The organism is Paraburkholderia aspalathi, from assembly GCF_905220735.1.
GTDB classification, from domain to species: domain Bacteria; phylum Pseudomonadota; class Gammaproteobacteria; order Burkholderiales; family Burkholderiaceae; genus Paraburkholderia; species Paraburkholderia aspalathi.
This window is the reverse complement of sequence record NZ_CAJNBA010000011.1, coordinates 31,484-55,149: the sequence shown is the minus strand read 5'-3', so window position 1 is coordinate 55,149 and position 23,666 is coordinate 31,484. Positions and strand designations below refer to the sequence as shown.

Sequence of the window (23,666 nt, the reverse complement as noted above, 5' to 3'; positions counted from 1 at the left end):
TCTCCTGGATGGTTCAGGTAACAACGGGTTCGAGCTCGAGCCTACCGGCGATCATCTCTTCGGCAAACATCTCTGCCGTGCGCGCCGCCGCGGCGGTCATGATGTCGAGGTTGCCGGCATAAGTCGGCAGATAGTCTCCCAAGCCCGCTACCTCCATGAAGACCGTCACGCGCCTGCCGTCAAACACCGGACCGTTGACTAGCCTGTAACCGGGCACGTACTTCTGGACTTCTTCGATCATGGCGTGGATCGACTCGATAATCCTCTGCTCATCCGGCTCGGTTTCGGTCAGGCAATGAATCGTGTCGCGCATCATCAGCGGCGGCTCCGCCGGATTGATGATGATGATGGCTTTGCCCTCCCTTGCGCCCCCGACTTTTTCCACCGCGCCGGCGGTGGTCCGCGTGAATTCGTCAATGTTCTTGCGTGTGCCGGGACCGACCGAATGACTTGACACGGTTGCGATAATCTCTCCGTAAGCCACCGGCTGCACGCGAGAGACTGCAGCGACCATTGGAATGGTGGCTTGCCCGCCACAGGTCACCATGTTCACGTTCATTTCGCGCTTGCCCAGATGCTCTTTCAGATTGACCGGCGGTACGCAGTACGGGCCAATGGCCGCCGGCGTCAAATCAATCATCATCACGCCTAGCGCGTTGAGCTTGCGAGAGTTCTCCGCGTGAACATATGCACTGGTGGCGTCAAACGCGATCTGTACACCATCGGCCAGCACATGCGGCAGTAGCCCGTCGACACCTTGCGCTGTGATCTTGATGCCCAGCTCACGAGCTCGCTTCAGACCCTCTGATTCCGGGTCGATGCCCACCATCCACACCGGCTCAAGCAGCGCGCTGCGCTTTAGCTTAGCCAGCAAATCGGTACCAATATTGCCCGGACCAATCAACGCACATTTAATCTTTTTCATAATCTTGTCCTTCATATCAACATGACTGTTACACGCAGCGCCCGATCATGCCAGCGCGGCGGGTTCCTAAGCGCGCTCAGTGAAAGCGGACCGAACAACTGCCCAGGCGGCCGATGCTGACGCGGAAACTGTCCCCCGCCTTCGCCGGAAACATCGCTGCAAGCGCGCCCGACAAGATCACTTCGCCCGCCTTGAGCGCAATGCCCAGGCGCCCCAGGGTGTTGGCCAGCCACGCTACGGCATTGACAGGCGAGCCCAGGGCCGCCGCGCCGCAGCCAGTGGCGATAATCTCGCCATTGCGCTCCAGCACCATGCCGCACAGCGTCAGGTCTAGCTTTCGTGGGTCGACAGCTTGATCACCCAGTACGAATACGCCACAGGACGCGTTATCCGCTACGGTGTCCTGAATCTTGATCTTCCAGTCGCGAATTCGCGAGTCGACGATTTCAAAGCACGGCATGACGCATTCGGTCGCCGCCAGCACGTCCGCATTGGTAACCCCCGGCCCCATCAGGTCTTTCTTGAGGATGAATGCGATTTCGCCTTCGGCCTTGGGCTGAATCAGCGTGCCGATCTCTATCGACTGCCCTTCGTTGTAGATCATGCCATCGAGCATGTATCCGAAGTCCGGCTGATAGACGCCGAGCATGTTCATCACGGCCGCCGACGTCACGCCGATCTTCTTGCCGATGATTGTTTCACCGGCCTGCACACGACGCTCGATCATGCGCTGCTGAATGTGATAGGCGTCCTCAATCGTCATATCGGGGTGGCGGTCGGTCAGCGGGTCAAGCGCGGATCGCGTGGTGAGTGCCTGATACAGGGCGTCGCCAAGCTGGGTGATTTGAGTTTTGTCCATGATCACAGTTTGATGCAAACGTTTTTGAGTTCGGTGTAGAACTCCAGCGAGTGGACGCCACCCTCGCGACCGATACCCGACTGCTTGACCCCGCCGAACGGGGTGCGCAAATCACGCAGGAACCACGAGTTCACCCATGCGATGCCGACCTCAATGGCTGCGGCCACGCGGTGCGCGCGCGACAGATTGGTGGTCCAAATGGCCGTGGCCAGCCCATAGTCGTTGTCGTTGGCGCGGCGGATCACCTCTGCCTCATTGTCGAATGGCATGACTAGCGCGCACGGGCCGAAGATCTCCTCGCGGGCGATGACCGAGTCGTCGCCGAGGCCGGTCCAGATGGTGGGCTGCACCCATGCGCCAGCTTTGAGCGCCTCTGGCATCTCGGGTATGCCCCCGCCCGTAACCACCGTCGCGCCCTCTTCAACCGCTTTTTTGTAGTACGACAGCACCTTGTCGCGATGTTCCTGCGAAATCAGCGGGCCCATACCGCTGGCGGGGTCAGTCGGCAGGCCAGGCTTCATCGCTTCGACTCCGCGCTTCAGGCGACTGACGAATTCATCGAAAATCGGCCGCTCGACATACACGCGCTCTGTGCCTAGGCACACCTGGCCGCAATTCGCGAAGGCGGAACGCAGCGTGCCTTCGATGGCCGCGTCCCTGTCGCAGTCGGCGAACACAATGGCGGCATTTTTCCCGCCCAACTCGAGCGACACCGGCCGGACTCCGTCGGCTGCCGCCTTCATGATGGCGGCCCCCGTGCGCGTTTCTCCAGTGAAGGTGATCGCGCTGACCTGCGGATGGGTCGTCAAAAACTCGCCCGCCGCGTCGGGGCCAAATCCATGGACCACATTGAATACGCCCTTGGGGATTCCGACGGTGGTCATCACTTCGGCCAGCAAGGCCGCTGCCTGCGGGGTTTCTTCCGAAGGCTTGACGACCACCGTGTTGCCGCATGCCATCGCCGGCCCAACCTTCCAGGTCATCAGCAGGAAAGGCAAGTTCCACGGACAAATGACCGCCACGACGCCGACGGGTTTGCGCACCGAGTAATTCAACGCGCCACGGCCGTCAGGGGTCGCCATCTCAAAGAATTCGGTCGGCACGTTTTTGATGATGTCAGCGAACAGCTTGAAGTTGGCCGCCCCGCGCGGCACGTCTACATGGCGGATAAAGTGGGCGGGTTGACCCATGTCGGTCATCTCGGCTTCGACGAAATCTTCGAAGCGTCGATCGATCTCGTTAGCAACTGCGTACAGCATCTCGACGCGCTCGGTTACCACCAGTTTGCTCCATGGGCCATGGAGCGCTTCGCGCGCCGCACGCACGGCGGCATCCACTTCGGCCTTCCCTGCCTCCGCGACACGCGCGACCACGTGACCATCATACGGCGCGCGCTTCTCGAACCAGCGTCCCGTCTCGATGTACTCGCCGTTGATGAAATTCCTGATATTTCGCGCTTTCACAATTTCCTCAAAATCTAACTTTCGAAGCAGTCCCGCCGCTGCTCGGGCCGCCTGAGCATACGCCTCGCTTCTTCCGAGGCGCCTGAAACGCCAATGCCACCGACCACCTCATTCGCCACATAAATCGGAAGTCCACCGCCGAGCGCGACAAGCCGTGACAGCACCGGAAGTCCTGCCGGACGGCTTCAGAGTGAGCGTGAAGCTCGTCATGCCACGCTGGTCGCCATCCCAAATCACGGCCGTATACGCTTTGTCATCGCTGATGCTGACGGAATGCAGCAGTGAGCCGGACATGCGCAGAAACGCCAGCTGATTCCCCCTGCGTCCACCACCCCGCCACATTGATCCTGACGTCCAACTCAAGCGCCTTCCTTACCGCTCTCACGACCGCCCGATGCCCCGCCTCCCAGCCCAGTCGTCTCGCGCGCAGCTTTCGTCACTCATGCCTGTCACCTCGGTTCGTTCTATTGCATCGCTCAGACTGAGGCGCCACCGCTCCTCGGAACACAAGGCCTTTCACATGCCCAACAGCGACTGCGCCATATACGGCACGCCTCGACATCTTGAGCTGCGCCGTTTCATCACGTATAGACCGTTGTGAAGGATTCGGACATCTCCCCTGTGTGATAAAAAATGCCTCGTCCCACCTGGTCCTCCGTCCACGTGATGACCGGCTTGTCGCGCTGCGCCTGGTAACCTAGTCCGGCAAATGTTTCGTTACGATTGCCTGACGGGTCGAAAAAATAAATCGTCTCGCCTCGCGTGATGCCGTGGCGCGTCGGCGACACATCGATGCGCACTCTATTCTTTGCCATGATGTCGCCGGCTTTCAGGATGTCGTGCCACGAATCGAGGAAGAACGACAGGTGATGCAGCCCCGGGCGTTCACCACCCACAAAGGCAATGTCGTGGGGCTTGCTCGAGCGCGACAGGAACGAGGCAAGCTGGATCGCCCCACCCGGACCAACCGTCACCTGCTCGGTCTGGAAAAAATCCAGTGCCTCGATGAAGAACCGGGTGTTTTCGGCGACAGTGTTGACGCCCTTCTCGGGATTCATTTCGCACATGAGCAGGCAATGATCCAGCCAGTGGGCTCCCGCCCCGCGAAGCCCGTCCGGCCATGGATCGGGGTTGGTCGATCCCACCTCCGTTCCTACGCACTCCTTCTCAGCATAAAGACGCATCTCATGGCCGCTGGGCAAGTAGAATTGCAACACGCGGCCGACAAACGGCAGCGCCTCTGCTGCCAGCATCGCGGTTCCAATGCCGTACCCCTCAATGCGAGCCTTCAGCTCGTCAAGATCCGCATCCCTTTCAACCTTGTACGCTACGTGATTCATGCCCGCATGATCCGACGGCGCGAGAATCACCGAATATCTATCCCACTCGTCCCAGCATTTCAGATACACATTCCCTTGCTCATCCCGGTGCGTGGTCTTCATGCCAATCACGTTCTCATAGTGTTTGACCGCCGCCTCGATGTCCATCACCCTGATACTGATATGCCCGATCCTCATGACGCCCATGTCAGTCTCCCTAGTCGATCAATTAGCAACCACACCTTTCCGCACCATTTGCGGCTTCCGTCGAGCACCTTATTGCCAGGCTGCATTCGCTTCGTCGTCCGAAGGTTCGCTATGACGTATATGCCCATACACCCATTACAGCCGTTCTTAAACTAATTTCGCAACAACCAGGCAAATCGTCTTACAAGCAGAAACACCTCATTCACCTTCCCGATTTAGCATCCCGTGACGATAAATTCGATTCTCAAGCTTCCCAATACAGGTCAGATCAAGAGGTGACTGCGGGGATACCTTGCAAGCCAACACGACGCCGCGTGTTTCATCGTCTTCGCTAACATGTGCACGGCTCATTGCCCCTAACTTGAAATATATTCCCCTTCTGACCACTACTTTGCAGATCCCACACCCGCCATTGGCACAACCGACAGGTATGTTTTTTTTGCCCGCCCTTGAGATACCGTCAAGAATTGCCTCACCCTCATAACATGCAAAACCGACCCCTGACGGCAAAATTGTGATCCAGTGCGAGCGCGGCACCACCGTTTTCATCATCGTTTCCCAGTCTGTCAGTCATATGGATCACACAGCAAAGCCATAAGCAATAACAATCGGTACGTGACTCCATTCAATCAGGGAACTTCAATCTTGGACGAACGACGCATGGCTTGCGCGCCATCCCTCGCCTTACGGACATTTGTTTCCGGGACGAATAGCATTGCAGGGATCGCAGTGCCAGCGAGCATGATCATCATAAAAATCAAGGTGTTCTGCTGATCGAAGTAATTGCTGATCATCGGAAAGATGGAAATCCAAACAACACCGCCCAGAAACCGCCCAAAAAACCCCTCCACCATCGTCTGCCCTGTAGTCCGAACGGTGGTAGGAAAAGTTTCTGCATACCAAAGTTTGTAAGGTGGAACATATCCTGCAATAAAAAATAGAAACAGTGTAGCGAAAACAAGTGTTGAAACTGGATCGACAAATTTAATGAACATTGCGAGACACAATGTGGCCAAGACCACGCCATATATAAATGTCAGTCGCCTCCCAATACGATTGGAGGCAAACCCTCCGAGCAATTTTCCAGGTATTTGAAATGCGGTCGCTACCAAGGTATACACGAGCGAATTAGAGAAGGTAAGCCCACGATTAATAAACAAAATTGGCAGATACCCAATCGCAACATAAAACAGTGCAAAAGCACCAAACGCGCCACAACCGAGTGACAACCATTGAAAAATCAGCGGCCGACTAAATATAATCTTGAATACACTCGCCAGCGACCTTTTTGCTGGAATCGGCGTGAAAACGGCAAAGCCTTCGTCTTCGAGGCCCTTAGTAGCGTCCCCCGGCACGACGCCCGCTCTGTATTCAAGATGTTTAATTATTTTTTCCGCATCGTCGAGTTTGTCGGCAGAAATCAGCCACCTCGGCGACTCCGGAACGTATTTGATTAGAAAATAGATAAAGACGATTGGTAATCCTGAGAGAACAAGATCCAATCTCCAAGCGAAATCCGGCTCGAAATTTCTGAATAAGATAATCCCCACAAGTGGCGCCGACAGATAGCCGATGCCAAGCAAGCTGTCGGTCATACCTATCGCAGAACCTCGCTTTTCGGGGGGCAACAACTCTGACACGATAGTATATGGCATTATGAAAATTGCGGACATCCCCGCTCCGGAGAGAAACCGGAAGAGAACTAATACTTGATAAGTCGGCGCAAGCCCGGACATTAATGTAAATAACGAGCATATGACAAATCCCCAAACCAAAACCGTTTTCCGCCCGAAACGATCCGCCAGGATACCCACTGGTATTGCGCATATGGCTATGCCCAGTGTCGAAGCTGCCGCCAAAATCCCAACCTCATGCGGTGCAAGGTGCATAACCGCTTTGAGGTGTGGAAGGACAATCGACATTGAAACGATGTCCAAACCCTCCACAGTCATGCACAAGCCGAGGGCCAGGATTATCATATAGCGCCATTTGCCTATCGGAATTTGATTAAATCGCAAACTCAATAGCCGGCTTCTTTCATAATCGACGGACTTACGCATTTCTTGTCTCCAAACTTATCAATATAAGCAGACATAGTATTTCTGTGGGCGCGTCGAATCCTCCGAACGGGAAGGTATCTCTAGTCGTCCGCGCTTAGCAGCGCCGTCAAAAAGTTCCTAAGAAAGCGGTGAACAATTACGCCAAAGTTCTCCAAGGAGAAGGCGATAATGAAATTATTGGTCTCATCAAATCCTTGTACGCCGATCGCGCCGTTTGCGTAAGCAAGGCGACCTCCTAAATTCGCCTTGCGAACGCCACGACCGCAGAACACTCCTCATAGTCCCTTATTGTCAACGTCGTTAAAAATACAGTGCGAGTGGGCTAAACGTGCTGTCGCAGTTTATTAACGTCGCCTTCTTGCTTTTGATAATGAAGCCCATCTCTGACCTGACGAGCTCGTGCACGTAATCGCCAGCAAAAAGTCGCTCGATCCCTTCCGGAACGCTCGGCCGGTATTCGGCCATCAAGAATTTCGAGCACACTGTGACTAGGCCGGCGTGCGAATCAAACCGAGAAACTACGGCGTTCGTCACCGAGTGTACGGTCCGCGCATGAGGGATCTGCGAGTGGATTCGCTCATGCTTCAGTCGCGATATTCGCTGGGTCATCAGCGCGCGGTCATCGTAAAAAATAGATACTTGTGTTAGCGGGCTTTCTTGATCCGGCGTTGCCGGCGCCCAATAGTAGCCATCCAAATCAAATAATCCCACCCAATCATCGAACTGTCGCTTATCCAGCAAATCAACTTCATGCCGAAGAAACGATTCAACTTCCCGAATGTCAGGTGCTTCGGAAGACGCAAGAATCGGAGGTCTGTCTGCCATTTCTAGTTTGCTCCGCACATGTATTTACGCCAAGCCTTATACTGATTACGCATGGCTAGTTCGCTGGTTCCAAATCCTCTCGCTGCATTGCCCTCGGTCACGTCCTGACCGAATCCACGACCAAAGACAACCCAATCGGTGCCGTGCGATTTCATACCTACTTGAATTCGTCGGAACATCTCTAAATCATCGGTTTGTATAAGAGACGCTGGCGAATGAGTGATATTTAGGTAACGTACTACGGCGTGAAACATCTCCTCCGGGGCGCCCTTTAGTCTAACCGGATACACGCGTACCTCGGTCCGGTCCACCGCGATCGGGCGGATAACCCTGATGTGGTTCGACAGTAGCTGGATGTTAAGGTTTGGATAAAAAATTGCATTATGGAACTTCTCAACGAGAATTTCGGCGACCCGCTCCGGCGAGTGCTTCGCGAGCAAGGCAGACTTATAATCATCAAAAACAGGATCACCAGTCTGCACGCTTTCTCCCATGTTGAGCGGCCCACAATAGCTATGCCCGCCATCAAATGCGAAGATGTCAATCATGTCCCAGATTGATCTCTTCAGGTTGCTATCGATGATTTGCGGTCCCTGCCCGTCACCCGGTCTACGCACGAACTGCCGACCATCTTTTTCATTGACCGTCGACTCGTGCGAGTACGGTGGATGATAGAGATCATTTAAATTCTCGATCTGCGTCTTCCAGTTGCCAAGCAGATAGTATTTTTGAACCCCGCCGGAAAGATCTAATTCACCGTCCGGAGCACGGTCGCAAATCGCGTCGATGCATGCCTTCATCGGGCCGAGATGAGTACTGATATCACAATCCCCGTGGCTGTCGTCGCCTGCGTTGGCAAACAGAAAACCGCGGTAATTAGCCACCTTAATTGGCACGAGACCAAACTCATTCTTTGCCAAGTCGTAGCAGTCGGGGTATCCGTTCTTCAGTGGGGCGGCCAACAGTTCGCCGTTCGTGCGAAATGTCCAGCCATGATACCCACACCGGAAGCTCTTTCCAGTGTTTCCCTTATCTTGATTGCATACAATGGCACCTCGATGGCCACACCGGTTATGCAGGACGTGAATAGTTCCGTCCGTATGCCTGGACACAATAACCGGCTGTAGGCCGATGAATGAGGTTACGAAGTCTCCGACGTTGACGACTTCGCTTTCGTGACCGACATAAACCCAGGTGCGACCAAAAATCTGTTCCATTTCCAATGCGAAGATCTTTGGATCCGTGTAAACGTCGCGGTGGACGCGATCGTCTTTGACTAAAGTCTCGATTTCGTTCATTTCTGCTCCAGACGTGTACATTTATTTTGATGCTCCTGCTCGTTAACAATAGGCGGGCATCCGATAGCCTCTTTAAGCCTGACAGATACACTATCGATCGATACGGTATCGTTGCATCCTTTGTCTAAAGATCAAGTACCAAACGAGATGTTTCCGCCCAGGACACGCATGTGCAGATGCATCTCCCCGCGTTACGTTCTTTTTCGCTCAAGTAGTAATCTCGATGCAGAGGTTTGCCTTCCAGAACTTTTGTCACACAGGTACCGCATTCGCCAATCTGACAGTCGTAGTCGGCCGTGACGCCGGCTGCGACAATAGCCTCAAGAATGCTCTCACCTGTCCGAACTTCAAGCGTAAGGCCTGAACGCCGCAGCTCGATGTAAAGTGGATCGATCACTCCTTCCGCCGGTTGGGGGTTTTTAAATAGTTCGAAGTGTAAGTCTGACTCGGGCCATCCGTTCTTTCGGCAAATGTCTAGCACGGACTCGATTAGCCCAACCGGCCCGCACACATACACGTGACGCCCGGGTTGCCAGGCGCTTAGGATTTCCTGGAGGTTCATGCCATTCGTTGAATCCCCGTCATCGAACCACAGTCTCGCGTGTTCCCCACAAACTTCCATCACTTGTCTTCTAAGTGGCATGCTCTCCTTGCTTCTGGCGGCGTAATGCAAGGCGTATGTAGCTCCACCCGTTTCTAGATGACTTGCCATAGATAATATCGGGGTGATGCCAATTCCTCCGGCAACTAATAGGTGTTCCTGGGCGCCGGTAGCCAGTGGAAAATAATTCTTCGGTCCGTCAAACTCCACGACGTCACCCACCCCTGCAATGTCGTGCATGTATGCAGAGCCACCCCGGCTTTGCGGTTCGCGCTGAACACCTATTCTGTAAAATCCCACTTCGGAGGGCGGATTGATGATTGAGTAAGATCGTAGGATCTCTGGGCCGCTATCTGGTCGGATATGAATAGTGATATGAGCTCCCGCAGTGTGAGCGGGGAGAGCCATGTCATCAATGCCAACAAGCTCATACAATTTCGTTTTCGGCGTATCTTCGGTGATTGATTTGATCTTCGCAAACATAAAATAAGTTGACCAGCATCAATTGTAGGAATCAAATTGCATCCAGCAGGGATGCTTAGACATGCTCGATGCGATTTCGAAAATGCGCTAAACCAATTTATTAGAGGCGCCTTAAAAAGATCTGCAACCAAAGTTAAGATCTGCGACGGCAATTTCAGATGAATTGGCCTTTGGAAAAATTGTAATCCGCTCCTCGTCTTTTCAGAAATTGTTTGTTTCGATGGACCTATCGGTGTCTCCGATGACTGACCTTGCCCCCGTTCGACGAATCCCATAGCTGGCGGAATTATGCGGCTTCGCCCTGCTGAGCCGCGAACCAGTTCTTCTCGAATGTCATGGGACTGACGTAGTCGAGTGTCGAGTGTAACCGGCGTGCATTGTACAAGCCGTCAACACAACGCCCATATCACCGAGTCAAGGGAAGTTCTCTATCGTTGGCACCCGTGGTACGGGCATACGGTATGGATTTTCACCACGATAGAGAGGAAGAACGCCGAGTCAGTGCTGCGCTGTGGACGAGAGCCGTTAGACACGGCGGGTTTGCTGGAGGTACCGCAATGGATGTTCGATCCCGTTGCCTGCTGTCGCATCACCTCGGCAACGTCTCCCACCGTCAGCTGTGAAGCATTGAGGGAACTGAAGCACCTGCTGGCGCAGGCGCCTGCTGCCACGCAGCGCGGTATGGTACAAGCTGAGCACCATCCTTTGCTCCGTACAGGAGGTGCTGATGCGACGCCAGACCAGCCCGCAACCGGGCGCTCAACTCGACTTGTTTCATCCTTTTTCGAAGACGCCACAGTGGACGCACCTGCCGCAGGAGGTCCGGCAGGAGGCAGTGCGCTTGCTGGCGCAACTGCTGCGGCAACACCGTCGCGGGCTGTTCGCCGTCGTACACGAGCCGGAGGTGGGCGATGAGTGACAAGATTCGGGCACAGCATCTGACACGCAAGGCCATGCTGTACGTCCGCCAGTCGTCGGCCTACCAGGTCAGCCACAATCTGGAGAGCCAGAAGCTGCAGTATGCGATGCAGGATCGTCTGCATCAGTTGGGCTGGAACGAGATCGAAGTGATCGACGAGGATCTGGGGCGCTCTGCGGCCGGAACACAAACGCGCACGGGCTTCGAACGGATGGTGGCAGAGGTCTGTCTTGGGCACGTCGGCGCAGTTGCCGCTCGTGAGGTTTCGCGATTTGCGCGCAACAGTCGCGAGTGGCAGCAGCTGGTTGAGGTGTGCCGCATCGTCGACACGGTGCTCGTTGATCAGGAGACCGTGTACGCGCCACGGCAGAGCAACGATCGTTTGCTGCTCGGCTTAAAGGGCAGCCTGAACGAATACGAGCTGGATCTGCTGCGTCAGCGTTCGCTCGAAGCTCGGCGGGAGAAGGCCAAACGCGGCGAACTCGTCGTCGCGGCGCCGGTGGGTTACTGCAAGACTGAAGACCAGCGCCTGGAGAAGGATCCGGATTTGCGCGTGCAGGGCGCCATTCGCTCGGTGTTCCGCCAGTTCGGCGCGATTGGATCGGTGCGTCAGACATTGTTATGGTTCCTGGAGCACGGCCTGCGGTTGCCGGCATGCACGCCGCGCGGCGAAATCCAATGGAAACGGCCCAGCTACGGCACGGTGTACCGGATTCTGACCAACCCGATCTACGGTGGCGCGTATGCCTATGGCAAGACCGAATGCACGATCAATTACGAAGGCGGGGAACCGCGCAAACGTGATCGCCGCAAACCTCGGGATGAGTGGCTTGCGCTCATTCCCAATGCCCACGACGGGTACGTTCAGTGGGACGAATTCGAGCGGGTCCAGTGCGCGATCAATGGCAACCTGCGTCTGGCCGGACACGCTGGCGCCCCAAAGAACGGCGAGGCCCTACTGGCGGGGCTGTTGCGCTGTCGGCGCTGCGCGAGCAAGCTGACGCTACACTACACGGGTAACAGGCACGACGCCTTGCGCTATAGCTGTCATCGCGGCTGGCTGGACAAGGGACAACCGCGTTGCATTGCGTTCGGTGGCACGCGCGCGGACGCGGCCATCGCCGAGGCGGTCTTGCAGGTCGTTCAACCGGCGGCAATTGAGGCGGCAATCTTGGCGCGCGAAGAAGAGACCCTGAAGCAGGATGAAGTGCTGGCCGCGCTACAGCGGGATCTGCAGGCGGCACGTTATACCGCCCAACGCGCGCAGAAACAGTACGACGCTGCTGATCCTCAAAACCGGCTTGTCGCCGACGAACTGGAGCGGCGCTGGAATGATGCGCTGCTGCGCGTGGAGGAAGTGGAATCGCATATCGAGCAACAGTCGCGCACATCCGGTCAGACACCGCCTGCCCAGCCCGATGAGTTTGCCGATCTTGCTGCAGCGTTGGAATCGATCTGGCCGCAGGCCGACGCCCGACTGAAGAAGCGTATTGTGCGCACCCTGATCCACGAAGTCGTGGTCGACGTCGACAACGCAACGAGCGAAATCGTGCTCGTCATCCACTGGAAAGGCGGAGTACATACCGAGATTCGTGTGCCACGGCGGCGTCGCGGTGAGAACACCACGCATACGTCACGCGAAGCGATTGATGCCGTGCGCCAGCTCGTCCGTATCTGTCCGGATCTGGTGATTGCTGGCGTGCTCAATCGCAATGACCTGCGAACCGGCCGGGGTAACTTCTGGACCCAGGAGCGAGTCACCGCGTTGCGTAGCCACCATCAGATCCCTGTCTATTCGAGCGAGCGACGTGCCGCTGAAGGATGGATGACGTTGACCGAGGCTGCGGCGTTCGTCGGCGTGAGCCCCGGAACGCTCAGGCTTGCGGTCGAGCGCAACGAGATCGTAGCCGAACATCCGTTGCCCAATGGTCCGTGGATCTTCAATCGCAATTCGCTGGGCGGGGATGCCGTCTCCGAACTCGTGGCTAGGGCACGTGCACGGCGCGGATACCCCACAAAACCAATGGCACAACAGGGCTCTCTAGATTTATCAAGCACATAGCGAGGTTGGGCAGTATGAAACACACTTGTAAAAGTTCAGCCAGTCAATCACCTCATCCATTGCGGCACGCCGCGTGGCGAAGTGCCGTCCATGCATGCGTGCTACCTTCAACGAACCCCACAGACTTTCGGTCGGCGTATCCCAACAATCGCCGCGTCGGCTCATTGACGAACGCATGCCATAGGCCTTCAACGTGTCCTGAAACAGGCCGCTGCAATACTGGCTGCCCCGGTCGCTATGCACGATTGCGCCGGCTTCAGGGCGGCGCCGGAACCTCGCCATGCGCAATGCGTCCGTGACCAGTTCAGCCTTCATGTGCGGCTGCATCGACCAGCCCACCACCTGCCGGCTGAACAGGTCGATGATGACCGCGAGGTACACCCACCCTTCGGCTGTCGCCAGATAGGTGATATCGCTCGTCCAGACCTGGTTCGGCGCAGTTGCAGTGAAGTTGCGCTCCAGCAGATTTGGAGCAACCGGCAAATCGTGGTTCGAGTTTGTCGTCGCAATGTACTTGCGCTTGTGGCGAGCCCGAATGCCATGCTGCGCCATCAGCTTGCGAACCCGCTCCTTGCCCACGCGCACGCCATGCGTGAGCAGCTCCTTCCACATGCGAGGCCAGCCGTATTCGCCCTTGACCTGCGTGTGAATCCCCTTGATGTGCGCAAGCAGTGCGTCGTTACTCACGCGGCCTCGGTGCGGCTTGACCTGCGCGGTGCGTTGCCGGCGTTGATGATATCCGCTGGGACTGACTTCCAGCACTTCGCATAGGACCGAGACCGGCCAGAGGCGTCGATTGCGCTCGATGAACGCGTACTTCACGTCGACTCCTTGGCGAAGTACGCGGCGCTTTTAAAATATCTCGCTCCATCTTCAGGCGTGCCACTTCGGCACGCAGCCGTGCCAGTTCCATCTGTTCCGGGCTCACAGGCTTCGTGCCTGCTCCTGTCAGCTTGCCTTCCCGGTCAGCCTTCACCCAGTTGTACAGCGTCTGTTCCACCACACCCAATGTCGCCGCCACCGCCGCCATGCTTTGCCCGGCCTTGACCAGCCGCACCGCTTCCAACTTGAACTCGAGTGTGTATTGCGCTCGCTTTGCCTTGCTTGTCATCGTTCTCTCCTTGCTTGAGTTTACCTACTCAGCAAGGGATTCGTTTTTTGGGGGCAAGCTCAGACATGTGTTTGTTGACCGTACTCCTTACCGTTCTCGCCATCCGCCGTGCAACGGGCACGTATCCATTTGATGGGCAATCGTCGTACCAATAAGAAGCTGTTGCGAAATTGAGTTTGGGGTCGTGCCGACGCTGAATGTCCGAACTCACCCGTGCTGGGTGGCGTTGCGCCAAGCCGCGTCGGTCAGCAGCTTTCTTGCATAACTGTTGCCAGTCGTGGTAATGCTGCCCTGACCGCCTTCAGCTTTGGTGACGGTCGAGGTGCCTGGTGCCCGCGCGACAACTATGATGCCGGCGCGTGTTGCCTCAAGAAGGAATGTTACCCGACCGATTGTTGTCGTTTTGCCTTTTTCATCTCTTTGATGGTTTGCCGGGCACGAAGCGCCCGGCCTCTTCGGCTTTCAGTTTTTCCCCAACTTAAGCTTCAACCGGCGTATCGGCGGACTTCCTAATTGTCGCGCACCAGTTGCCGTAACACCAGCCGCTAACCAATCGCCGCATTGGTCAATCCGATAGATGTATTGAGCAATTCAATTTCTCATCTGCCAGATCGACGCATAAGCTTTGTACGTAGTAAGCAGTTCGCAGCGATTTGGGATGGTCTCCGTTCTAGTTGAGCGTCCTTGAGGACGCGAACGACAGGAGCGAAATCGAATAGACAGAGACAGAGCGCACGGGCCATGGGTCGAATTCCTGGCGCTGGTTGCGCCTCGTGCGCTTCCCAATCCTATTGGCTGGTTTCCGTCTGCTATCGACGCTGTTCTGCTTATTGACTTCTTGCAGCAATGTGCAGCAATGGTTAGGCCGGAGTGACGTGCCAATGACTGATTTCTCAGCATCTTCAGCGAGCACTCGCTTTCTGCTGCTGCGTGCTTGAATAGGGCACGGTAGTCGGTGCCAGATTGATAGCAGGGCGAGTCCGACCAAGAACAGGAGCAAAGAACAGGAGCACGCAACCCAGAGATATGCCAAGTCCGGAAGGGAACCAGTGGTAGTTTGGCCTGAAGGGGCGCGTCGACGTACATATAGCAACTTGGCCTGATACGCGGCCAAGGGGTCGGCCGGTTGCCAAGGCGTTGAAACTCGACAAGACGCCAGTTAAAACAGACCCGCTGGGCTCCTGTGACCTGCCCCGTCAAGCGCCCGCGCATTGGATCGGACAAGGACACCCCGATGTGCCAGTCGGCAAAATTTGTGCGAACGGACATCGACTTTACTTGACGGCAATCGCATCGTCGGCCCGGCTTTGCCAGTTGTCTTTTGAAATACGATGTAACCGATGTAGTCGCATTGGGTATCCCCCGAACTGTTGAGGAAGGACGTAGCTATGGCGAACGAACTGAGTCTAGAAGATTTTGAGACACCTTCTCTACAAGAGAAATCGGCGAAAATTTTTAGTTATATTACGCCGCAATTGGAGCGACCCAAAGGCATCTTTCCTTTGTGTAGGAGCGACATACTTACTGCCGCTGTACAAGTAATTAAGAAAGGGGGTGAAAACAACCTCCACTCTCATGCCGGGATGGACGGGTTCTGGTTCGTTCTAAAAGGGAAAGCGCGATTTTATGGAGAGCAGAATGTCTTGCTCGCAGAACTTAACCCTTTCCAAGGGATTTTTATCCCGCGCGAAGTAAGCTATTGGTTTGAGAGTGGAAGTGATGAATTGCTCGAACTCCTGCAAGTGGAGGCGTTTGCAAAAGGCGTCAAAAACACCCGAACTGATTTGGAAAAGAAGAAGGCAGGACAAGTCAATTTTCAGGTCTTTAAAGAAGGCTGAGCTTCAGATTTTTTGCCTCAATATACCATGGCGAGTCGCCGCGGACAGTGACTGAGGGTGAAGTTGGTTGGCCAGCGCAGTTCAAATTGCTGCACAGGGCCTGTGTACGTACGGCGCGGATTTGAGTTCTGCAGCAAAGCAGAGCAATAGGTGCACGAGCGCCCTTATTCGAGCCGCTTCCCTTTGCGTGTGGTTCCCTTGGGACCGGGAGCAAAGGCCGAAGAGGTATTGCGGGTATTGCGCGTCGCTGATGATGCGTCAAGACACCCTTGATTCCGGAGTGTTGACCGAGCGACTGCACCATGCTGGGCGAGCCGATCGATACCATCGCGGGACGGTGCTGCGAGATGAGGCGCTGTATTCCTCGATACTATGAACAAAATCGGGTCGCTGTACGGTGTCGAGTCGCATTTGTGAAAGAGAGGATTCAATGAGCGCAGCTGCTCCGATCCACGAGTTGGCCGACTTGGTGCAAGACGATAGGATCCACCGTACCCTTTATACAGATCCAGCCATCTTCGAATTGGAGATGGACAAAATCTTTGGTCGTGCTTGGGTATTCATCGGACACGAAAGCCAGGTGCCGAACGCGGGCGATTTTCTGACCACCACGATCGGTACGCGTCCGGTTTTGCTATCCCGCCACAGTGACGGACAAGTCTACGTGTTGTATAACCGATGTGGCCATCGAGGCGCGCTAGTTTGTAATGAGCACTTTGGCAATACGGGAAAGAGCTTCCGCTGTGCATATCACGGCTGGACTTTTAGAACCGACGGTAGGCTATTAGCGGCGCCACTTAAAAACGGATACCCGGAATGCTACGATCTCCGAGGGCCTGAGTTCAGCATGAATGCTATCCAAACGGAAAGTTATCGCGGATTTATTTTCGCTTGCGCGGCGAACGTGCCTTTGATGTCGTTCGAGGATTACATCAACCTCATGAAACCAACGATTGACGATATCGTTGATCGTGCTCCTGAGGGGCAGGTGCGGGTCTCACGCAAAGCGCACCGGTATGTTTACTATGGTAACTGGAAGGAACAGACGGATAATGCGGGAGACGTGTACCATCCACCTTATGGTCATGAATCGACAATGACTCAAGGTGAGCGGCAATTTCAGCGCAGGGAGGGTCAAGATGGCGTCAGCTTGGCTGAAGGCACGGCGGCCCTGTCACCATGGGACCAGCTTCGCCTGCACGTTCTTCCAAGCGGCAACAACTGTATTGGTCCGATACCGGGGGCAGAGAAAGAACGAACTGGACCTGTATGGGCGAAGTATATGGAGTCACTCGTCCTCACGCATGGCAAAGCCCGAGCAACAGAAATTGTGAAGGAGAAGTTTCACGCTGGTTTTTTTTGGCCTAACCTTATATTGCATATGCTCAGCCAGCATGTTCGGGTAGTACATCCTATAGCTGTGGATAAAACAGAGGTGCGCGTATATCCAATCGAGCTTGTCGGTGCTCCAGAAGAAATGAACAGAGCAGTGATCCGATATATGAATGTGACGCATTCGCCGGCCTCGTTGATTCAGACCGACGATCTAGAGTGCTTCCGCCGAGTTCAGTTGGGTCTTCAGAGGACGTCGCCGGAATGGGTCATTCTGGGTAGAGGGTACAGGCCGGGCGAAAACCTTGAAGGAGCTATCCAAGATTTCGGTACCAGTGAAGCGGCCATCAGGGCGCATTACCGAGCTTGGAAGAAGTACATGGTAAGTTAGCTTAGCAGAGCGGCAGTTCTGTCATTTAATGGGTGGGAGAACGTGGATGAGCGTGCTTGGAAAAGTCTCACAGTTTCTGGCGCAAGAGGCGCGTCTGCTTGATGAAGGAAAGTTCGAAGAATGGGCTACGTTGTTTACCGAGGACGGCTACTATTGGATGCCTGCGTCTACGGATCGGAGCAATCCGTATTCGGAAATTTCAATCTTCTTTGACGACCGGTTGCTGATGCAGGAGCGGATCGCTCGGTTGAGACATCCCCGGGTTCACGCGCAGTTACCCCCGAGCAGAACGTCCCGCTTGGTCGCCAACATATCGCTAGAAACTCCTAGGAAAGGTGAGGAGCAGCTAGACGGCGATGTCCTTGTTCGTTCGAAGTTACTAATGGGCGAATTTCGCCCCAACGTGGTTCCCGACGAGGGTAACCGACGATTTTTCACTGGAACGTGTTGGCACTTACTCAGACCGAGCGCCGAATCCTACAAAATGCGATGGAAACGGGTAGACATAATTGATGCGGATGCTGCACTAGCTCCCATCTCGGTATATTTCTGAAAAGGCGATAGAGAAACGGGGAAGATTACTTAGAAATTGCTGCGAGATAAAAACATAGGACAATTAATACGTAAGACTGCTAACGTTATCCAGTTGATGCTAAGGACATTACGCAAAGGTTGCCCGTGTAATGCTATGGGGCTTATTCATCGAGCAATTATCTCGAAGACAGGCAGTGAGCGACGAACAGATGAGGCTTGCGCAAGCCGGCTTCTACCTATTTCGCAAGCACACTCGGCGCGAGAATTTTTATCTGACCGGGATCGCACCCTTCCCTCGGAAATTTTCAATCTAGTTGTCGCCTGAATGTTGCATTTATGCGGCCGTTTTGAGTTCCAGACGTTGCTCCTTCCGGTCAGCTTTTTGGGTTGCCGGTTTTTCCGGATTCAAGTGCACAATCATGACCGGCTGCCAGTTTCGCGTGGCGCCACTCCAGCGCTCGGGGTGCCTTTGCCTGGCTGCTTCGTAGAGCTCGACCCGTTTGCTGAGCAGCACAGTGTCCAGGCCCGCGTGGCGCTGTGCAGGTGTCACGAAGCCGATGGCGCTGTGACGGTGTTCTTCGTTATACCAATGAACGAACGTGCCGACCCATTGCCTTGCGCCCAGGAGGTGCTCAAACGGGCGCTGCGGATAGCTCGGCCGATACTTCATCGTTTTGAAGATGGATTCGCTAAAAGGGATATGTGATCGATCACATATCCCTTTATATGTTGCGGCCAAAGATATGTTACCTGCGGCGCAGAACGCCAGTATCCGGGGGAGATCCTGGCGTGCAGGCGGCACATATTTTTTGGAAGATGTTGGCTATATCCCCCTGAGAAACGTCATCAATGACGGCAAGTGGCGTTGTCGCAGGGGTTCCGCCGGTTGCCCGGAAACATCGACGCTTGCCAGCGCTTTCGCCTTCATTTCCAAGTCAACCTCAGCGTAGATATTCGTCGTGTCCAGCGAGACATGTCCCAGCCACGCCCGGATCGTATTGATGTCGACGCCGCTGCGCAGCATATGGACGGCAGTCGTGTGGCGGATGTTGTGCGGGCTGACCCGCTTGGCCTGTATGGATGGCATCTCATCGCTTGCCATCTCAGCGTAGTGGGTGACGAGACGGTGGATACCGAATCGCGTCATCGGCTTGTTCGCGCGACCGAGGAAGACGACCTGGTCGGTGCCGCGTCCGTTAATTAGCTTTTCTAACAAAGGCATCATCATCGGCCAGAGTGGACACATCCGTATTTTGTTGCCTTTTCCGTGGATCCGCACCGACGGTGGATCGTCGAGATGAAGATGGTCAATGGTCAGGCGTGCGGCTTCGTCAGCCCGGGCACCGCTATTGTACAGAAACAGCAGCAAGCAATAGTCGCGTAAGCCAAGCACGGTATGCCGGTCTGGTTGGCGCAGCAGTGCATCCATCTCGGCCTTTTCAAGGTAGGTGATCAGGGTCTTGTCCGTCTTCTTGAATGGCACCAGGCGAACGTCGGTGCACCAGGACAGATGCACAGGTGAGCGCATGCCGATGAAGCGGGCCAGCGAATGGATGGTCCCAAGGCGCTGGTTGCGCGTCACGCCAGTGCAATGCCGTTCCCGCTCCAGATAGTCCAGGAATTGCCGCACGACCGAAGGGGATAGATCGGTGACAGCCATCTTGTCGATCGCGACGCCAGTACGCTTGCTTGCAAATGGCAGGAGCAGTGTCAGCGTGTCGCGGTAGCTCGCCTGCGTGTTGCGAGACAGATTGCGTTCACCGACCAGATATTCGAGGAGGAAACGGCGAATCCATGTGCCGAGTAGATTCCTGTCAATCATGATTGCCTCCGCAGTCTGCGTACCTGGCGAAGCGCCGGCTGGCTTCTTGAAGCAACTCCGGAGTCATTTGCAGATAGCGCTGGGTCGAGCTTATCTCAACGTGCCCGAGGTACGTTGCCAGTTGCGGCAACAGACGTTGCACATCCTGGCCGGATCGGTACCAGGCAATCACTCTGTGGACGGCTGCCGTATGACGGAGATCATGCATTCGTGGCGGACGCAGCTCGCCCGGTGGACATTCAATGCCTGCGACGCGTCGTACGCGCTGAAACAGCGTGATGACACGCGGATAGTTCCAAAGCGCTCCGGTACGAGACGCAAAGAAACGCGAATCTTCGCCGTCTGGCATATGAAGTCGGCGGCGACGATCGGCAAACGTCGTCAATTCTACAGTCAGTTTCGGACCAATCGGCACCAGCCTCGTCTTGTGGAATTTGCTGTTGCGGACAGTAATGATTCTCCGTTCAAGATCGACATCGTGCAGGGTCAGCCCCAGCGCCTCGCTGACGCGTAGTCCGCTTCCATACAACAGCAGGATCAGGGTCCGGAACATCGGTGCTTGTAGCGGACTCTGGGCGCTCTCCAGCACGGACGTAGCGTCGAGCAGTCGCTGCAGTTCTGACGTCGAATAGACATAAGGAGTTTGTTGCGGCGGGAACTTGGGCAGAGTCGTTGGCAGTGGCGATACTGCGACATGCCCTCGGCTGATAGCGAACCGATAAAAACCGATCAGCAATCGGTACTTGGTCCGCCAATTTGAGCTAAGTGGACCCGTGCCTTGCAGGTAACTCAGGACACGTTCTGATTGAAGGTCGGTGATATGCACATCACCCATCTGACGTCCGAATCGACGCAGTGACCGCCAGGCAGTCTTTGAGCGCAAGCCGAGTGACTGTTGTAAAGCGATATAGGCCTCGATGACAGTGGCGAGTTTCATAGCAGTTCTCCCAGGTCGAAGTCACCCACCTCGCGAAGCGCCGCGAGGTTCACCTTGGCATACGTGTGGGTTGCCTCTGTACTGCGATGACCGAGGTGATCGCCGATCTCCTTGAGCGTCAGGCCGTCGGCAACAAGTCGCGTCGCGCACGCATGTCGAAGCGCGTGCGGGCCCCGATGGACGACCTCGATGCCGAGGTTTAGAAACTTCCGACTGACGATCTTGTAGATGGCTGCCCGCGTCAGTGGTCGCTGAGGCGAGTGCAGTCCGATAAATACCTCAGGGTACCGTGTCGACGGACGCACGATGTCGATGTAGCGGGCCAATGCTTCTGCCATTGACGGCAACAACGGATACACCTGGGGTTGCCTTCGCTTGAGCCGGAATATCCGAATGACACGTTGTTGCCAGTCCACCTGATCAAGCCGCAGAGTCGCAATCTCGGTGGCACGCATGCCATAGATGGACAACAACATGAGGATTGCGCGGTCGCGTATATATTGGGGCGCATCGATCAAGGTACAGGCCAATAGCCTTTGCACGTCACTCCAATCTGGAGCATAAGGCAACGACTCTTGTGCGTATATGCGCGGACCACGTATTGCATCGGCCAGTTGAGAACGACACCATCCCTGCGACGCAGCATAGCGCAGGAAATTCCTCAATAAGGCTGCGACCGTCGCGACCGTCCGTCGGCTCCAGTGATGAGCGACGTCATCGATGAAGTAGGCATCGATGTCGCTAGGCCAAAGAAGTTGCAATTCACGATTGCCTACGTCGCACCAGATCAGGAAATCCCGAACACGGCATCGCCAACCGACAATGGTTGAGTCGGTAAAGCCACGTTCGTCACGCATCCACAAGCAGTACTGATCGAGCTTCTCCTGAAATTCGTAATTATCGACAGATTCGTTCCACCACCCGAGAAACCGAAGCCATGGACGAGTGACGTCGATAAACCTTCGCCTTGTCGTACGTGCACTCTGGAACGCCATCCTCCGGTCAGCAAGCGCCTCCAGCCCTTCCATGTCGAAGCCGTCTTTAAGATCCCCATCAAGCAGCCGGGCGGCCCATAGCAACTCATTGCATTTGATCCGCATCGACCAGTACGTGGCACCCGTATCGGAGCAGTGTTGGAGATAGCGCTCACGCTCGGCGGCGAGCGGCCCGTCTTGATGGCGCCGCAGGGCCGTCGCGGATAACAATAGTTTCTCAAACATGGCGAACCTCCAGTTGATGGATGGATCACCAGAACACTCCAATTGATATGTTGCGTCAAGAGCGCCAAATCCTGCCTACTTACGACAACCGATAGCCTCGCGCAACATCCTTTTGGCCGCAACATATAATGGATTGTCATTGCTCACCGCCGGGCGACTAAACGAGGGCATCACCCCCAGCGCCTGCAGCGTGGCCAGCATGGTGGCGCCTTTCATCGGACTGCCGTTGTCGGAGTGCAGCACCACCTGATCGCGCGCGATGTTTTCGCGTGCGCAAATGTCACGCATCACTTCGCTTGCCAGCTCACTGCTTTCTCCTTCATAGACCTGCCAGCCAACGATTTTTCGGCTAAAAATGTCCATGAACAAATACAGGTAAAAATAGATCCCCTTGACCTGTGTCGGCAAATAGGTGATGTCCCAACTGAACAACTCGGCCGGCGCAGTCGCACACAGCGCACGCGGCTTGCTGCGCGGTTTTGCCGGCCTTTCAGCACCACGGTGCTTGAGCTGATTCTCGGCCTTCAGCACGCGGTAGAAGGTCGATTCAGAGGCAACGTATTGCCCGCGGTCGGCCAGCCGGGGCACGATCTGGCTTGGCGGAAGATGGCCGAATTCGGGCGAGTTGGCAATCGCCAGCAGGCGCTGGCGTTCGAGCATGCTCAGCTGATTTTTGGGCGACTGTACCCGTGCCGGCCGGCGATCGCCGGCACCGGCACCGGCAGCCTGATCGTTTTGCCAGCGTTGCAAGGTGCGTTCGCTCAGCGAAATGACCTTGCAGGCACGCGCCTGGCGTGCACCTGCAACGATCGCCTCGGCCACCATGGCCATCACCTGCTCGCGCTCTGGAAGGCAGGTCATTGCGCCTCGTCCTCCCACAGCGCGCGGAACTTTTTTTGCAGAATCAGCAACGCAGCCGCCTCCGCCAGTGCCTTGTCCTTGCGTATCAATTCGCGCTTAAGCTTCACGTTCTCGTCTTTCAACGTCCGTACTTCGCGGGTGCCCGATGACTCTTGTCCGCCTGCACAAAAGGCGGTCTGCCAGCTTGTCAGATGATGGGCGAATATGCCTCTTTCGCGGCACCACGCCTGCAAGGCTTCCCCGGACAAGCCATGGGTTTCCTGCAAAGCGACCAACTGCTCTGCAGCAGTCCAGTCCTGGGGGCGTTTCTCTCGCGTCGCCGGCACACCGCTCTTGGTCACAGATTTCCTTTTCATCCAATATTTTAACGTGTAGTAGCCGACATTCAGGTCTTCTGCGACCGACTTAACCGATCGGTCGCCGCGTGAAAATACCTTGACCAGGGCCTGCTCGATAAACGCTTCAGAATGCTTTGCTGTCATTGCTGCCTCTATATATGAGATCGATATTTAGAGACGACAACCAGTCCCGCCGCAGGACGATGAACGCCGTGTGCGCCTTTGCGATGCGAACAGAAATCCCAAACCTGGCATCCTGAG

21 protein-coding genes and 3 pseudogenes are annotated in these 23,666 nt (G+C 55.6%); 5 read left to right on the top strand and 19 right to left on the bottom strand.

Annotated features, from left to right (window positions below; translation table 11 throughout):
* Positions 1-13: 13 nt before the first annotated feature.
* The 11 genes from KHO30_RS35220 to KHO30_RS35175 form a co-directional block, all read right to left on the bottom strand.
* Positions 14-928 (bottom strand): acetaldehyde dehydrogenase (acetylating), encoded by a 915-nt coding sequence (locus KHO30_RS35220; RefSeq protein WP_211703741.1) that lies wholly within the window; start codon positions 926-928, stop codon positions 14-16.
* Between the two features lie 73 nt (positions 929-1,001).
* Entirely contained in the window at positions 1,002-1,784 is a 783-nt protein-coding gene (gene dmpE / locus KHO30_RS35215) for a 2-oxopent-4-enoate hydratase (RefSeq protein ID WP_211703740.1), read from the bottom strand.
* A gap of 2 nt (positions 1,785-1,786) precedes the next feature.
* Complete coding sequence (locus KHO30_RS35210; protein WP_211703739.1) at positions 1,787-3,277, bottom strand: 2-hydroxymuconic semialdehyde dehydrogenase; 1,491 nt, start codon at positions 3,275-3,277, stop codon at positions 1,787-1,789.
* A complete protein-coding gene (locus KHO30_RS39630) occupies positions 3,262-3,366 on the bottom strand; it encodes a hypothetical protein (protein ID WP_280531460.1) in 105 nt (34 codons plus the stop codon). The genes KHO30_RS35210 and KHO30_RS39630 overlap by 16 nt, the downstream gene beginning before the upstream one ends.
* On the bottom strand, positions 3,356-3,541 hold the full coding sequence (locus KHO30_RS39625) for a hypothetical protein (protein ID WP_280531459.1): 186 nt from the start codon (positions 3,539-3,541) through the stop codon (positions 3,356-3,358). Before KHO30_RS39625 ends, KHO30_RS39630 begins: the two co-directional genes overlap by 11 nt.
* Before the next feature lie 287 nt (positions 3,542-3,828).
* Positions 3,829-4,773, bottom strand: a complete 945-nt coding sequence (locus KHO30_RS35200; protein ID WP_211703626.1) for a catechol 2,3-dioxygenase — start codon at positions 4,771-4,773, stop codon at positions 3,829-3,831.
* Positions 4,774-4,971: 198 nt separating this feature from the next.
* A complete protein-coding gene (locus KHO30_RS35195) occupies positions 4,972-5,322 on the bottom strand; it encodes a 2Fe-2S iron-sulfur cluster-binding protein (RefSeq protein ID WP_211703738.1) in 351 nt (116 codons plus the stop codon).
* Between the two features lie 80 nt (positions 5,323-5,402).
* On the bottom strand, positions 5,403-6,833 hold the full coding sequence (locus tag KHO30_RS35190) for an MFS transporter (protein ID WP_211703625.1): 1,431 nt from the start codon (positions 6,831-6,833) through the stop codon (positions 5,403-5,405).
* Positions 6,834-7,133: 300 nt separating this feature from the next.
* Positions 7,134-7,658 carry an aromatic-ring-hydroxylating dioxygenase subunit beta gene (locus tag KHO30_RS35185; protein WP_211703624.1) on the bottom strand — a complete coding sequence of 175 codons (525 nt, stop codon included), beginning with the start codon at positions 7,656-7,658 and terminating at the stop codon, positions 7,134-7,136.
* A gap of 2 nt (positions 7,659-7,660) precedes the next feature.
* Positions 7,661-8,956, bottom strand: coding sequence for an aromatic ring-hydroxylating oxygenase subunit alpha (locus KHO30_RS35180; protein ID WP_211703623.1), 1,296 nt, complete (start codon positions 8,954-8,956; stop codon positions 7,661-7,663).
* Positions 8,957-9,080: 124 nt separating this feature from the next.
* Complete coding sequence (locus KHO30_RS35175; protein ID WP_211703622.1) at positions 9,081-10,040, bottom strand: PDR/VanB family oxidoreductase; 960 nt, start codon at positions 10,038-10,040, stop codon at positions 9,081-9,083.
* Positions 10,041-10,767: 727 nt separating this feature from the next.
* Between KHO30_RS35175 and KHO30_RS35170 the strand changes: the two genes are divergently transcribed.
* Both KHO30_RS35170 and KHO30_RS35165 read left to right on the top strand, forming a co-directional pair.
* Complete coding sequence (locus KHO30_RS35170; RefSeq protein ID WP_211703621.1) at positions 10,768-10,959, top strand: hypothetical protein; 192 nt, start codon at positions 10,768-10,770, stop codon at positions 10,957-10,959.
* Entirely contained in the window at positions 10,952-13,021 is a 2,070-nt protein-coding gene (locus KHO30_RS35165) for a recombinase family protein (protein ID WP_211703620.1), read from the top strand. Before KHO30_RS35170 ends, KHO30_RS35165 begins: the two co-directional genes overlap by 8 nt.
* Positions 13,022-13,048: 27 nt before the next feature.
* On the opposite strand, the pseudogene KHO30_RS35160 reads toward KHO30_RS35165, so the two are convergent.
* Positions 13,049-14,132 (bottom strand): annotated as a pseudogene (locus tag KHO30_RS35160) (IS3 family transposase); the annotation flags it as partial.
* A gap of 181 nt (positions 14,133-14,313) precedes the next feature.
* Positions 14,314-14,426 (bottom strand): annotated as a pseudogene (locus KHO30_RS39425) (IS110 family transposase); the annotation flags it as partial.
* A 1,094-nt stretch (positions 14,427-15,520) separates the two neighbouring features.
* On the opposite strand from KHO30_RS39425, the gene KHO30_RS35155 reads away from it, so the two are divergent.
* The 3 genes from KHO30_RS35155 (at position 15,521) to KHO30_RS35145 (ending at position 18,246) form a co-directional block, all read left to right on the top strand.
* Positions 15,521-15,970 carry a cupin domain-containing protein gene (locus tag KHO30_RS35155; protein ID WP_211703619.1) on the top strand — a complete coding sequence of 150 codons (450 nt, stop codon included), beginning with the start codon at positions 15,521-15,523 and terminating at the stop codon, positions 15,968-15,970.
* Positions 15,971-16,400: 430 nt separating this feature from the next.
* The gene (locus KHO30_RS35150) at positions 16,401-17,693 is read left to right on the top strand and encodes an aromatic ring-hydroxylating oxygenase subunit alpha (protein ID WP_211703618.1); all 1,293 of its coding nucleotides are present in this window, start codon (positions 16,401-16,403) and stop codon (positions 17,691-17,693) included.
* A gap of 46 nt (positions 17,694-17,739) precedes the next feature.
* Positions 17,740-18,246: an aromatic-ring-hydroxylating dioxygenase subunit beta gene (locus tag KHO30_RS35145; RefSeq protein WP_211703617.1), complete on the top strand. Its 507-nt coding sequence runs from the start codon at positions 17,740-17,742 to the stop codon at positions 18,244-18,246.
* 315 nt (positions 18,247-18,561) lie between these two features.
* Here KHO30_RS35145 and KHO30_RS35140 read toward each other — a convergent pair.
* The 6 genes and pseudogenes from KHO30_RS35140 to KHO30_RS35115 all read right to left on the bottom strand — a co-directional run.
* Positions 18,562-18,924: pseudogene (locus KHO30_RS35140) on the bottom strand (integrase core domain-containing protein); the annotation flags it as partial.
* Positions 18,925-19,050: 126 nt separating this feature from the next.
* Positions 19,051-20,049 (bottom strand): tyrosine-type recombinase/integrase, encoded by a 999-nt coding sequence (locus tag KHO30_RS35135; protein ID WP_211703615.1) that lies wholly within the window; start codon positions 20,047-20,049, stop codon positions 19,051-19,053.
* Positions 20,042-20,986 carry a tyrosine-type recombinase/integrase gene (locus KHO30_RS35130; protein ID WP_211703614.1) on the bottom strand — a complete coding sequence of 315 codons (945 nt, stop codon included), beginning with the start codon at positions 20,984-20,986 and terminating at the stop codon, positions 20,042-20,044. Before KHO30_RS35130 ends, KHO30_RS35135 begins: the two co-directional genes overlap by 8 nt.
* Positions 20,983-22,206 carry a tyrosine-type recombinase/integrase gene (locus tag KHO30_RS35125; protein ID WP_211703613.1) on the bottom strand — a complete coding sequence of 408 codons (1,224 nt, stop codon included), beginning with the start codon at positions 22,204-22,206 and terminating at the stop codon, positions 20,983-20,985. Before KHO30_RS35125 ends, KHO30_RS35130 begins: the two co-directional genes overlap by 4 nt.
* 75 nt (positions 22,207-22,281) lie before the next feature.
* Positions 22,282-23,067, bottom strand: coding sequence for a DDE-type integrase/transposase/recombinase (locus tag KHO30_RS35120; RefSeq protein WP_211703612.1), 786 nt, complete (start codon positions 23,065-23,067; stop codon positions 22,282-22,284).
* Entirely contained in the window at positions 23,064-23,549 is a 486-nt protein-coding gene (locus KHO30_RS35115; RefSeq protein ID WP_211703611.1) for a transposase, read from the bottom strand. The genes KHO30_RS35120 and KHO30_RS35115 overlap by 4 nt, the downstream gene beginning before the upstream one ends.
* Positions 23,550-23,666: the final 117 nt, after the last annotated feature.

Coding starts and splice junctions, on each gene's coding strand:
- dmpE (WP_211703740.1), bottom strand. CDS start 1,784: ATGGACAAAACTCAAATCACCCAGCTTGGCGACGCCCTGTATCAGGCA.
- KHO30_RS39625 (WP_280531459.1), bottom strand. CDS start 3,541: ATGTCCGGCTCACTGCTGCATTCCGTCAGCATCAGCGATGACAAAGCG.
- KHO30_RS35200 (WP_211703626.1), bottom strand. CDS start 4,773: ATGGGCGTCATGAGGATCGGGCATATCAGTATCAGGGTGATGGACATC.
- KHO30_RS35195 (WP_211703738.1), bottom strand. CDS start 5,322: ATGAAAACGGTGGTGCCGCGCTCGCACTGGATCACAATTTTGCCGTCA.
- KHO30_RS35190 (WP_211703625.1), bottom strand. CDS start 6,833: ATGCGTAAGTCCGTCGATTATGAAAGAAGCCGGCTATTGAGTTTGCGA.
- KHO30_RS35185 (WP_211703624.1), bottom strand. CDS start 7,658: ATGGCAGACAGACCTCCGATTCTTGCGTCTTCCGAAGCACCTGACATT.
- KHO30_RS35180 (WP_211703623.1), bottom strand. CDS start 8,956: ATGAACGAAATCGAGACTTTAGTCAAAGACGATCGCGTCCACCGCGAC.
- KHO30_RS35175 (WP_211703622.1), bottom strand. CDS start 10,040: ATGTTTGCGAAGATCAAATCAATCACCGAAGATACGCCGAAAACGAAA.
- KHO30_RS35170 (WP_211703621.1), top strand. CDS start 10,768: ATGCGACGCCAGACCAGCCCGCAACCGGGCGCTCAACTCGACTTGTTT.
- KHO30_RS35165 (WP_211703620.1), top strand. CDS start 10,952: ATGAGTGACAAGATTCGGGCACAGCATCTGACACGCAAGGCCATGCTG.
- KHO30_RS35155 (WP_211703619.1), top strand. CDS start 15,521: ATGGCGAACGAACTGAGTCTAGAAGATTTTGAGACACCTTCTCTACAA.
- KHO30_RS35150 (WP_211703618.1), top strand. CDS start 16,401: ATGAGCGCAGCTGCTCCGATCCACGAGTTGGCCGACTTGGTGCAAGAC.
- KHO30_RS35145 (WP_211703617.1), top strand. CDS start 17,740: ATGAGCGTGCTTGGAAAAGTCTCACAGTTTCTGGCGCAAGAGGCGCGT.
- KHO30_RS35135 (WP_211703615.1), bottom strand. CDS start 20,049: ATGATTGACAGGAATCTACTCGGCACATGGATTCGCCGTTTCCTCCTC.
- KHO30_RS35130 (WP_211703614.1), bottom strand. CDS start 20,986: ATGAAACTCGCCACTGTCATCGAGGCCTATATCGCTTTACAACAGTCA.
- KHO30_RS35125 (WP_211703613.1), bottom strand. CDS start 22,206: ATGTTTGAGAAACTATTGTTATCCGCGACGGCCCTGCGGCGCCATCAA.
- KHO30_RS35120 (WP_211703612.1), bottom strand. CDS start 23,067: ATGACCTGCCTTCCAGAGCGCGAGCAGGTGATGGCCATGGTGGCCGAG.
- KHO30_RS35115 (WP_211703611.1), bottom strand. CDS start 23,549: ATGACAGCAAAGCATTCTGAAGCGTTTATCGAGCAGGCCCTGGTCAAG.